This window comes from Sorangium sp. So ce394 (assembly GCF_051474665.1).
Classification (GTDB): Bacteria; Myxococcota_A; Polyangia; order Polyangiales; family Polyangiaceae; genus Sorangium; species Sorangium cellulosum_D.
Genome location: NZ_CP150339.1, coordinates 4,495,553 through 4,506,575, shown reverse-complemented (window position 1 = coordinate 4,506,575; position 11,023 = coordinate 4,495,553). Strand labels below are relative to the sequence as shown.

Here is an 11,023-nt window from a genome sequence, read left to right as displayed (position 1 = left end):
CGCCGCGCCGCCGGTGAGGGAGCGCGCTCAGGCCGCGCCCTGGCGCGCGCGGCGCTCGGCGGCGTCCGCGAACACGGCGTCGGCCAGCTCGCCGAAGCGCGACTCGACGGCCTGGACCGCGGCGGCGTCGGTCGCCGAGCGCTCGAGGTCGTCGAGCAGGGCCGCGACCTCGCCGCGCACGCGCGGCGGCGCCGACGGCGCCTGGCGGCTCGCGGCGAGGCCGCGGACGAGGACCGAGAGCTGCCGCAGCACGATGCCCGCGCCGTGGGCGCGCCGGCGCGCGTCGTCGCCCGCGGTGAGGCGGGCGTGGCGCGCGAGCGCGCAGACGCCGTGGCAGAGGCTCGGGTCGGCGAGCAGCGCCCGGACGGCCCAGCGCGCGAGGCGGCGCGAGTACAGGCCGCGGGCGAGCGGGCCCGCGGCGCGGGCGTCGTGCCAGGCGCGCGCGGCGCGGTCCTCGCCGATGAGCACCAGCGCGAGCGCGACGGGGTCGCCGGCGGCGAGGCAGGCCCGGCCGGCGTCGATGCGGCCGTAGCCGTGCTTGGCGTTGTGGCCGTCGCGATCGCGCCCGTCGGGGAAGAGGTCCCAGGGGTCGGCGATCGGCTCGGCCGACGCGGGCGCCGCGGGGGGCACCGGCGCGAGCGTGCGCAGGACCAGGGCGTCGAGCTCGGGCAGGCGCAGCGCGGGGTTGCGCGACAGGACGAGGAGCAGGACGCCCGCGGCCAGGGCCGAGGCCCCGCTCGACTCGGCGTGGCAGAGCCGCTCGGCCAGCGGCGCGGCGCCGGATTCGGGCGCCGCGCCGGATGCGCCGGAGGCGGGCGCCGCGCCGGATTCGGGCGCCGCGCCGGACGCGCCGGAGGCGGGCGCCGCGCCGGATTCGGGCGCCGCGCCGGACGCCGGCGGCAGCGGGCAGGTGAGATCGTCGCCGGGCGCGAGCCATCGCACCGCCGGGCCGCGGTTGGCGAAGGGGCGGCTGCGCCCCCGGCGGTCCCGCCAGAGGAACCACCCCTCGCCGCGGGCGCCCGGGCCGACGCAGAACACCCGCGGGTCGCTCGCGGGCTCGCCGAACCCGAGCGAGAAGCTCGCGTGCAGCGACGCGGGGGGGCTCGAGGCCTCGCGGCCCGTCGGGAACACGACCGGGCAGCCCCGGCCGCGGCGCCCGAGGCGGGCGGCGAACTCCAGCGCATCGTCCAGCATGGGCGTCGTCGAGCCCTCGACGTACGCGGCGCAGACCACGACGTCGGCGCCGTCGCTGACGGCCTGGATGATCGCGACCGGGAGGGCCAGGACGCACGAGCCGGGCTTCGGGATCAGGTAGAGCCGCGGCGACGCGTCCGGCGCGACGCCGCGGAAGCCGCCGGGGCGGCGGGAGCCGACGGCCCAGGCGACCATGAACGAGCCGTGCGCCTGGCTGCGCGGCGGGTGCTCGAGCATGACGAGCACCTCGCGGTCGAGGCCGAGCTCGTCGGCCGCCCAGGCGTCGTCGTCGATGACCCCGAGCCGCATCCCCGCGCCGCTCCCGCAGCGGCGGCGGTCGACCCCGATCCCGCCCTCCTCGTCGCGCAGGAACCAGCGGCCGGGCGTGACGGGATCCTCCTCGAACGACGCGCCGCGGACGGTCCACCCGTCGGGGCGCGCCGCGGCGCCCGCGGCCGCGTCGAAGCGCGGCGCCACGGCGGCGCTCGGGCGCCGGGCCGACGCGACGTAGCGCACCGGGAGCGCCGCGGCCGAGAGCGCGGCGGCGACCTCGGCGCGCCGCCCGCCGTCGGGCGACCGGACGCGGAGCCAGAAGATGGGCGGCCGCTCGATGACCCGCTCGACCTCGACCGCGGACCAGCGCGCCGAGAGCGCCGCGACGACGTCGCCGGGGGCCGCGGCGCAGCGCAGGGCCACGACGATGTCGAGGGGGCAGCCGTCGTCGTCGCCCGCGGCGGTGGGCACCGGGGCGTAGCCGAAGTCCCACGGCGGGCGCGCCGGGCGCGCCCTGGGGGAGGCGGTCGACGCGGGGGGCGGCGCGCTCGGGCGGCCGCGCGCCGGGCGAGCGCGCGCGGGCCCCTCCTCCGGAGCGCCCGCTCCCCCCCGCGAGGCCGCGTCGCGGCCCCGGCTCATGCCAGCACGGCCTTGGCCCAGGCGTTGAGCGCGTGGGCGCGGTTGGCGAAGCCCGGGCTCTCGGCCTCGCAGCGCGCGAGCTCCTGCGCGTGCGCCTCCCTCGCCGCCGCCCAGGCGGCGACGCGGCGGGCGCCGAGGGCGGCCGCGCGCCGGCGCGCGGCGCCGAAGCACCGGCGCTCGCCGTCGAGCATCGCCGCGAGCACGCCCGACTCGAGGACCATGCGGCGCACGGGGACGAGCGACGAGGCCGCGCTGGAGGCCGGCGGCTCGCTCTTCGCCCTCGGCGTCGCGGCGATGCCCCAGGGCGGCGTGCCGAGCGGCCCGTACGCGATCGCGCCGCGGTGGTACGACCCGGACGCGCGGTCCTGATCGCGCGCGCCCCCGGACGTGGTGTCGGGCTCCCCCTCCGCCCGCGATCGGAGCTCCGAGGCCAGGACGACGGCCCAGGCGCCGCCTCGCTGGTAGTCGTCCTGCCAGTCCATGACGTCGTCGTGGAGCTGCAAGCCGAGCCACACCGACGAGAGCAGCCGCGCGAGCACCTCGCGCTGCGCGGCGGTCCAGCCCGCGGCGTGCGCCAGGGCGATCGACGCCGGGAAGCCGACGCTCTGCTTGCCGAGGGAGAGCGCGTAGTAGCGGCTGAAGCCGGCGGGCTCGCCGCTCGCGAGGACGCTGCGCTCGGCCTCGATGGCGAGCAGCGTCGCCTCGTCCGCGCGGGCGAAGTCGATGGCCGGGTCGTCGACGTCGGGCGCGACGCGGCGCAGCGCCTCGTCGCGCGCCCGCCGCGCGTGGGCCAGGATGGCCTCGAGCTGCCAGGTCGGCCGGACCTGCGCGTCCTGGATGCGGTCCGTGCCGAACGCCTCGATGACGGCGAGGAGGTGCGCGAGCAGGGCGTCCTGCACGGTGGCCCCGCGGACCCCTGGCATGGCCTCGGCGAGCAGCGCGGGCGCGGCCAGGGTGATCTCGTTGCGGAACACGGCGCTCCAGGGCACGTCGCGCGACGGGGCCAGGCCGAGCGTGTAGGCCAGCCCCTGCGCCTCGGCGTGGAGCATCCCCGGGAGGGTCCGCCAGAACGCCGTGTAGAGCTCGTCCACCCAGAGCGCTTCATCCATGGGCGGACACCTCCGCGGCCGGGCGCGACGCGCGCGGCCCGGCGCTCGCGGCCGAGGCGCGGCGCGGGCGCCGGGCGCCGGGAGATGGGACCGGGGCGGAGCCGCGCCGGTGGGACGTACGCCGATGGCGGTGCAACCCCGCCTGTCGCCTGCGCCGCAGCATCAATAAATGTTCGACTCCTTCCAGGGCGACAGGCACACGTTGATGCGCTCCTCGACCACGATCGCGCGCCACTGGAGCACCTGGGCGGCGCTCAGCCCATCGAAGAAGCCGCCGATCCAGGAGCGGATGCGGCTGTTGAGCAGCGCGCGGACCCTGGCGGCGTCCACCGGCTCCTCGTCGGCCTCGGGCGAGACGATGTAGAGGGAGAGCAGCTGCTTGAACTCGTCGAAGTGCTCCTGGTTCCGGAGCAGGGAGATGTAGAGCGCACGCAGCTGTGCGTGCGGGTCGACCGAATTCACGGTTTGCATGGGCCTCCGTCACCGGTCCGCGCCGGCTTCGGGCGGCACATTGCACGTCATGGGCCGCCGCAGGCCAGCGTGTAAACCATTGAAATCATTCGATCGAGGGGAGCGGCCGGAGGCGACCGATACCCGAAACCGACCATCACCTGCCCGGATTCGACCGTTCCCTTCGACGTGAGGCCGCGCTCTCCGCGACGGTGGACATAGAGATGTCCAGGCCCGAGCGCGCCCGATTCGGCACCACCCGGGACCATGGCATTCCCGGCCCCGCGACGGCCTCTAATTCAGATTCAGCCGAATCTGGCAGTAAAGCTGGATCACTTCCCGCCCCCGAAGCTCGGGCTACCCCCCCCGGTCGGAACGAAGATGACGCCGCCGCCGCCCCCACCACAGTCGCTGAGCGCGATGAGGATGAGGAGGACGATGACCAGGACGACGACGAGGACGATCACCGTGCCGGCGCTCATGCCCGTCCCGCTGCCGAGCCCGGGTTTCGGCGGGGGCGGCAGGTGGAAGGCGGCGGCGAGCTCCGGGCCGGGCAAGGGTGCGCAGAACGACACGCTGACCTCGGTCGGGGCCTGCTCGATGCTGATCTTGCCGCCTTCGCCCTGGTACTCGGTGGCTTGTACCCCCTCGCCGATCTCCACCTTCCAGTAGAACTCGCCGATGACGTATTCCACCTCGGCGTGGACGCTCTGTTTGAGCGCGTACGTCCTCCCCTGGTAGCTCGCGGTCGACCCCATCGGCTGGACCTCGCCGGGCGACAGCGGCGTCACGAGCTGCCAGGCGCCGTCCTCTTCCATCAGCCACAGGTAGCCGACGCTCGGTCCGCCGTAGAGCAGGTACTCCCGCCAGCGGTAGCGCTCGCCCTCCACCGTGCAGCCGCGGATGACGAAGCCGATGCAGAGCACGCGCATGCCGCGGAGCTGGCCCTCGGCGCCGAGCGGGACGTACGGCTCCATGGGCGGCCGGGGCACCTGGCCGAGGGCGACGAGGGCGCCGTTCGTGAGGTCGCTCGCCGTGCCGCAGTAGCGGCAGACGATGCGCTCCGCGGTCCCCGGGGCGGCGAGCGGGAGGTTGCCGCCGCAGTTCGGGCAGGCGAGGGCCGTCACCTGCGCGGCGGGCCGCTCCACGGGCGCGCCGGCGTCGAGCTGCATCACGGCCGGGTCGATCTGCCGGCCGAGGTAGAGCTTCGGCGGGATGATCCGACCGTCGCCGTAGTCGAGGGTCCCGAACTCGCCCCGCGGCCCCGCGATGTCGACGAAGCCGGTCACCACCCCCGGCGCGGCGACGTGCGGCATCTCGCCCTCGGCCGAGATCACGCGCCGGCGGCCGACCTCGACGACGGTGAACACGCCGTGCCCCTCGAGGTGGACGCGGCCGCCGGGCTGGAGGGAGGCCCACGGGGGCAGCCCGTTCAGCGGGAGCGGCGCCTCGGTGGTCGCGTACCAGCGCCCCTGGGCGTAGGCGACCCACGTCCAGCGGCCGCTGGCCGGGAAGGCGATGAAGATCTCCTGCCAGGGCGCGCCCGGCGCGCCGGCGCGATCGAGCTGCACGCGGCCGTCGACGACGAAGGGCTCGTTGCCCCAGCGCCCCGTGACCCCGAGCTGGAGGGGCGTGGGGATCTCGACAAGGTCCGCGACGCGCCCGACGGCCCGGAGGTCCCGGTCGGTGCGGGCGACCACGAACTTGCAGTGCTTGCACACCTGCGCCATCGCGCCCGCGAAGCGAAACGTGATCGGCGCGCCGCACGAGGGGCACGCGGCTGCTCGGTCGAAGGGCGTGCTCACGCGAGCACCATACTAGAAGCGCCGGCCAGGGAAGAGGAAGCGTTTCAAGGCCGCTTCCGCGCCGCGGGCTCGCACAGGCGCGCGTGAACCCGCGCGCGAACCGGCTGTGATCCCGCACGAGCGGTGGTAGGACCGCGCCGATGCCGGCCACCGAGGAGAGCTCGACGGGCGCTCGGGGCGCCCCGCGCGGGGACGCCGGGGCGAGCGCGCCTGCGGCGCAGCCGCTGCCCCGGCTCGTGCACCCCGCGCTCCTCGCGAGCGTGTTCGTCATCGCCACGTCGGGGCTCATCTACGAGCTCATCACCGGCACCCTCGCGAGCTACGTCCTCGGCGACTCGGTGACGCAGTTCAGCTTCGTCATCGGCCTCTACCTGTTCGCGATGGGGATCGGCTCGTACCTCTCGCAGTACATCGAGGGCCGCCTCCTCGAGCGCTTCGTCGAGATCGAGCTCGGCCTCGCGCTCGTCGGCGGGCTCTCCGCGCCGATGCTCTTCCGCGTGTACACCGCGCTCGGGGCGTTCCGCGCGCTGCTCTACGCGCTCGTGCTGCTCATCGGCGTGCTCGTCGGCCTCGAGATCCCGCTGCTCATCCGGCTGCTCAACTTCTCCCTGGATCTCAAGCGGCTCGTCGCGCGCGTGCTCACGCTCGATTACATCGGCGCCCTCGCCGCGAGCCTGCTCTTCCCGTCGCTCCTGCTGCCGCGCCTCGGGATCCACCAGACGAGCCTGTTCTTCGGCCTGCTCAACGCGGCGGTCGCGCTCACGAGCACGTTCCTCTTCCCGCTGGAGCGCTCGGTCGTCGTCCGGCTGCGGGCGCTCTGCGTGGTCGTGATGGCGGGGCTCGGCGTCGCCTTCGCGCTCGTCTCGCGGTTCGTCGAGCGCTCGGAGGCGCTCTACTTCGGCGCGCCCATCGTCTACGCGGCGCAGTCGCCGTACCAGCGCCTCATCATCACGCGGAGCCCGCGCACGACGCGCCTCTTCCTGAACGGCAACCTCCAGTTCTCGTCCGACGACGAGCACCGGTACCACGAGGTGCTCGTGCACCCGGCCGTCGCCGCCCTGGGCCGCGATCCGCGGCGCGCGCTGATCCTCGGCGGCGGCGACGGCCTCGCCGCGCGCGAGCTGCTGCGCTACCCGTCGATCGAGCAGATCCTGCTCGTCGACCTCGACGCCGCCGTCACCGGCGCCTTCCGCGACCTGCCGCTCGTCGCGGCGCTGAACGGGGGCGCGCTCCGCGATCCGCGCGTCGTCGTCCGCAACGAGGACGCGTTCAAGTACCTCGAGGAGTCGACCGAGTCGTTCGATCTCGCGGTCGTCGACTTCCCCGATCCGGGCAACTACGCCGTCGGCAAGCTGTACACCGACGCCTTCTACCACCTGCTCCGGCAGCGGATCTCCGTGCGCGGGCTCGCCGTGATCCAGGCGACGTCGCCGCACTACGCGCGCGAGTCGTTCTGGTCCGTCGTGACGACGCTCGAGGCGGCCGGCTTCAAGGCCGCGCCGCTGCACGTCTACGTGCCGAGCTTCGGCGAGTGGGGGTTCATCCTGGCGGGCGGCGAGGGGCTCGCCGCGCCCGGCGCCCTGCGGATCGACGCGTCGAAGCTCCGCTACCTCGACTCGAGCGGCCTGCCCGAGCTCTTCCGGTTCCCGCGCGATCTCGGCCGCGTCGACGCCCCGGTCAACCGGCTGAACGACCAGAAGCTCGTCTCCGTGTACACGCGCGAGTGGGCGGAGTGGACGCGGTGACCCGGTGAACCGCCGCGGCTTCCTCAGCTCCGTGGCCGCCGGCTGGCTCGTGCACACGGCCGCGCCGGGGCGGGCGCCGCTCGCCGGCGAGATCGTGGGCGCGGCCCACGGCGCGGGCCACCTGCTCCGCGGCGGCGCGCCGCGCGCCTCGACGTCCGGCCCGTCCGGCCCGGCCGAGCGCGCGGACGTCGTCATCGTCGGCGGCGGGGTGAGCGGCCTGTCGGCCGCGTGGCGGCTCGCCGGCGCCGGGCTCGATCTGCGGGTCCTCGAGCTCGAGCCGCGGCCCGGCGGCACGAGCGCGTGGGGCGAGGACGGCGTCGTGCCCTACCCGTGGGGCGCGCACTACCTGGCCGCGCCGAACGTCGAGGCCCGCGCGACGCTGCGGCTGCTCGAGCAGATGGGCGTCGTCACCGGGTGGGACGCGGCCGGCCGCCCCACGTTCGATCCGCGGCGGCTGTGCCACGCGCCGGGCGAGCGGCTGTTCTACGAGGGCGCCTGGCACGCCGGCCTCGCGCCGGTCGACGCGCTGCCGGCCGACGCGGTCGAGGAGCTCGAGCGGTTCCACGCGCTCGAGGAGGAGCTCACGGAGCTCCGAGGCAGCGACGGGCGCGCGGCGTTCCAGATCCCGCTCGACCGCTCGTCGCGCGATCCCGAGCTGCTCGCGCTCGACCGGATGAGCATGGCGGCCTGGCTCGATCGCGAGGGGTACCGCACGCCCTTTTTGCGCTGGTACGTGCGCTACGCGATGCTCGACGACTTCGGCGGCGAGCTCGAGGAGATCTCGGCCTGGGCGGGGCTGCACTACTTCGCGGGGCGCAAGGCGCGCACCCCGGAGCTCGCGGGCAGCCGCTACCTGATCTGGCCCGAGGGCAACGGGCGCCTCGTGAAGGCGCTGCTCGAGCGCGCGGCGCCGCGCGTGTCGCTGGGCGCGCTCGTCACGTCGGTGCGCCCGCAGCCGGGCGGCCGCGTGGAGGTCGACTACGTCGACGTGCAGCGCGGCGAGGCCCGCCGCGTCGAGGCGCGCGCCGCGATCCTCGCGGCGCCGGCGTTCGTCGCGCGCCGCATCTTCGCGGGCGGCGCGGCGGGCGAGCTGCCGGCGCGCGTCGCGTCGGCGTGGCTCGTCGCGAACCTGCACGTCGAGCGGCCCCTCGATCCAAACCACGCGTGGGATTCCGTCCTCTACGGCGCGGAGGGGCTCGGCTATGTGGACGCGCGCCACCAGCTCACCGACCTCGCCGCGGGCACGACGCAGCGCTCGCGCCTGGAGGCGCCGATGCAGCGCACCGTGCTGACGTACTACCGCGCGTACGGCGGGCCCGACGTCGCCGGCGCGCGCGCGGCGCTGCTCGGCGCGCCGTGGGCGTCGCTCGCCGAGGGCGTGCTGCGCGATCTCGCGCCGGCGCACCCGCACCTGCGCGACGACGTGGGCCGGATGGACGTCATGATCTGGGGCCACGCGATGCCGCGCCCGCGCCCCGGCTTCCTCGGCCCGCGGCCGTTCGAGCCGGTCTGCGCGCTCGACGAGCGCGTCGCCTGGGCGCACGTCGATCAGCCCGGGATGGCGCTCTTCGAGGAGGCGCATGCGTCTGGCGTGCGCGCCGCCGAGACGATCGCGGCCGCGCTCGGGCTCGCGATCGGCGAGAGCTGGCTCTGAGCTCGCGCGCCCGGGCGAAAGCGCGCGGCGCGGGCGCGCTTTCGCGGCGCGCGGCGCCGCTCGGCGGGAACCCCACGTCCCCTCTCATCTTTCAAGAGCAAAGTGCGTCCGGCGGGCGGGCGCCTCCGGGAGGGTCCGTCGCCCCCGCCGCCGGCCGCTTCTGCGCCGCGTGGAGCCGCCGCGGTGGGAGATCCGGCCCAGGATTTCAGCTTTGCCCTCGCCTTGAACTTGCGCTGCCCCCCGGCTCCGCGTCTACTCTCTGCCCATGTTGCGGACCCGGTTTGCCGGGATGACGGATACCGGGCTCCTCCGGGACCACAATGAGGACAACCTCCTCGTCAGCGAGGAGTACCGTGTGGTGGCCGTGGCGGATGGAATGGGCGGACACCGCTCGGGCGACGTGGCGAGCCAGCTTGCTGTGAGCACCCTCTCGGACTTCCTGTCCGTGACGGTGGGGAGGGACGCCACCTGGCCGTTCCCCGCCGATCCGAACCTCACGGAGGAGGAGAACTACGTCGTCACCGGCCTCAGGCTGGCGAACCGGCGCATCTTCGATCGCTCGCTGAAGACGCTCGCCGACTTCGGCATGGGCACGACGATCGTGGCGGCGATGTTCTCCAAGGACGCCGAGCACGTGACCGTGGGCCACGTGGGCGACAGCCGCTGCTATCGCCTGCGCGACAGCCAGATCACGCAGCTCACCCGCGACCACTCGCTCGTCAGCGACGCGGCGCACATGGCGCCGTGGATGACCGAGGAGGAGGTCCGGCAGCTGCCCGCGAACGTCATCACGCGCGCGCTCGGCATCCGCGAGGACGTCCTCGTCGATCTCGTGACGGACGAGACACGCCACGGTGACGTCTACCTCCTCTGCTCCGACGGCCTGTCCGGCCTCGTGAGCGACGATCAGATCCTCGAGCTCGTGATGTCGAGCGGCTCGCTGGACGCGGCGTGCAAGGCGCTCATCGATCGGGCGAACTACTTCGGCGGCACCGACAACATCACGGTCGTCCTCGCCCGCGTCGAGGAGGTCCCCGACGGCAAGCGCGCGTTCGTCGACGAGCCCACGCAGGAGAGCCGCTAGCCCCTGTCGCGCGCCCGCCACCGCCGCCTCCCGGGGCGGCGAGCGCGCGGCACCGGCCAGGCCGGGCGCACCAGGGCGCTCGGCGGCTGGCGCGCGGGCTCCGGGCGGAGGCTGCGCGCCGGCTCTAGCCGACGGCAGGCGCGCAGGCTCTGAGCCCGCGGCTGGCGCGCAGGCGCTGAGCCCGCGGCTGGCGCGCAGGCGCTGAGCCCGCGGCTGGCGCGCAGGCGCTGAGCCCGCGGCTAGCGCGCAGGCGCTGAGCCCGCGGCTGGCGCGCAGGCGCTGGCCGACGGCTGGCGCTCCGCTACAGGACGAAGTGATCCATGAGCTGAAGGACCTCCAGGTTCAGCCCCTTCAGCGCGGCGCACTCCCGCTCCACCTCGGCCTGGAAGACGGGCTTGATGTGGTAGAGCATCGTCGGCAGATCCTTCGGCGCGCGGAACTTCTGGAGCTCGACGGCGAGCGTCTGCGGCGTGTGGTGGCCGCTCACGGTCGCGAGCCGCTGCTCCCGATCGGGGAAGCTGACCTCCATCAGCAGCGCGCGGAGGTCCTGCTGCTGGTTCAGCACCTCCCAGAGCCGCTCGGTCGGCCCGGTGTCGCCGCTGTACGCGATCGCGCCGCCGCTCCCCTCGATCACGAAGGCCGACGCGTCGATCGTGTGCGTCACGTGGACCGCGCGCACGAGCCGCCCGGCGACCATCGTGGGGCGCTCCGGCTTGAGCTCGAGGTACTCGATGGTCGGCTGCGCGGGGCTCGGGATCACCGCGAAATCGGGCCACAGCACGTTGTTGAAGAAATGCTTCTTCAGCGTGCGCAGCGTCTCGCGCGTGCCCGCGATCACGAGCGGCGGGCACCCGAGCTGGCAGCGGTTGTCCGCGATCGTGGCCAGATCGCGGATGTGGTCGAGGTGCGCGTGGCTCACGAGGCACGCCTCGATCTTCGCCTGCTCCTTCACCTCGAGCCCGCTGGTCAGCGAGCCCGCGTCGATCGCGAGGACGTCGTCCACGACGAACGCGCACGTGCGATGCCGGGGGGTCTCCCCGCCGTGGCAGCCGATGACGCGCAGCTCCACG

At 75.0% G+C, this 11,023-nt stretch carries 8 protein-coding genes; 3 read left to right on the top strand and 5 right to left on the bottom strand.

Translation table 11 applies throughout. The features are described 5' to 3' along the window. Window positions 1–27: 27 nt before the first annotated feature. The 4 genes from WMF33_RS16695 to WMF33_RS16680 form a co-directional block, all read right to left on the bottom strand. Window positions 28–2,106, bottom strand: coding sequence for a S8/S53 family peptidase (locus WMF33_RS16695; RefSeq protein ID WP_437338061.1), 2,079 nt, complete (start codon window positions 2,104–2,106; stop codon window positions 28–30). After that, on the bottom strand, window positions 2,103–3,215 hold the full coding sequence (locus tag WMF33_RS16690; RefSeq protein WP_437338060.1) for a hypothetical protein: 1,113 nt from the start codon (window positions 3,213–3,215) through the stop codon (window positions 2,103–2,105). The genes WMF33_RS16695 and WMF33_RS16690 overlap by 4 nt, the downstream gene beginning before the upstream one ends. 162 nt (window positions 3,216–3,377) lie before the next feature. Then, the gene (locus WMF33_RS16685; RefSeq protein WP_061621885.1) at window positions 3,378–3,686 is read right to left on the bottom strand and encodes a hypothetical protein; all 309 of its coding nucleotides are present in this window, start codon (window positions 3,684–3,686) and stop codon (window positions 3,378–3,380) included. A gap of 311 nt (window positions 3,687–3,997) precedes the next feature. After that, on the bottom strand, window positions 3,998–5,470 hold the full coding sequence (locus WMF33_RS16680) for a DUF4178 domain-containing protein (RefSeq protein WP_437338059.1): 1,473 nt from the start codon (window positions 5,468–5,470) through the stop codon (window positions 3,998–4,000). A 140-nt stretch (window positions 5,471–5,610) separates the two neighbouring features. On the opposite strand from WMF33_RS16680, the gene WMF33_RS16675 reads away from it, so the two are divergent. From WMF33_RS16675 to WMF33_RS16665, 3 genes are all read left to right on the top strand, one after another. Beyond that, window positions 5,611–7,215: a polyamine aminopropyltransferase gene (locus WMF33_RS16675; RefSeq protein WP_437338058.1), complete on the top strand. Its 1,605-nt coding sequence runs from the start codon at window positions 5,611–5,613 to the stop codon at window positions 7,213–7,215. A gap of 4 nt (window positions 7,216–7,219) precedes the next feature. Then, complete coding sequence (locus WMF33_RS16670) at window positions 7,220–8,869, top strand: FAD-dependent oxidoreductase (protein ID WP_437338057.1); 1,650 nt, start codon at window positions 7,220–7,222, stop codon at window positions 8,867–8,869. A gap of 265 nt (window positions 8,870–9,134) precedes the next feature. After that, on the top strand, window positions 9,135–9,953 hold the full coding sequence (locus WMF33_RS16665; RefSeq protein WP_020735368.1) for a PP2C family protein-serine/threonine phosphatase: 819 nt from the start codon (window positions 9,135–9,137) through the stop codon (window positions 9,951–9,953). Between the two features lie 301 nt (window positions 9,954–10,254). On the opposite strand, the gene WMF33_RS16660 is transcribed toward WMF33_RS16665, so the two are convergent. Continuing rightward, entirely contained in the window at window positions 10,255–11,022 is a 768-nt protein-coding gene (locus WMF33_RS16660; RefSeq protein ID WP_061629442.1) for an MBL fold metallo-hydrolase, read from the bottom strand. Window position 11,023: the final 1 nt, after the last annotated feature.

Bases quoted from the DNA above. Each gene is read 5' to 3' on its own strand.
- WMF33_RS16690 (WP_437338060.1), bottom strand. From the start codon at position 3,215: ATGGATGAAGCGCTCTGGGTGGACGAGCTCTACACGGCGTTCTGGCGG.
- WMF33_RS16665 (WP_020735368.1), top strand. From the start codon at position 9,135: ATGTTGCGGACCCGGTTTGCCGGGATGACGGATACCGGGCTCCTCCGG.
- WMF33_RS16675 (WP_437338058.1), top strand. From the start codon at position 5,611: ATGCCGGCCACCGAGGAGAGCTCGACGGGCGCTCGGGGCGCCCCGCGC.
- WMF33_RS16685 (WP_061621885.1), bottom strand. From the start codon at position 3,686: ATGCAAACCGTGAATTCGGTCGACCCGCACGCACAGCTGCGTGCGCTC.
- WMF33_RS16695 (WP_437338061.1), bottom strand. From the start codon at position 2,106: ATGAGCCGGGGCCGCGACGCGGCCTCGCGGGGGGGAGCGGGCGCTCCG.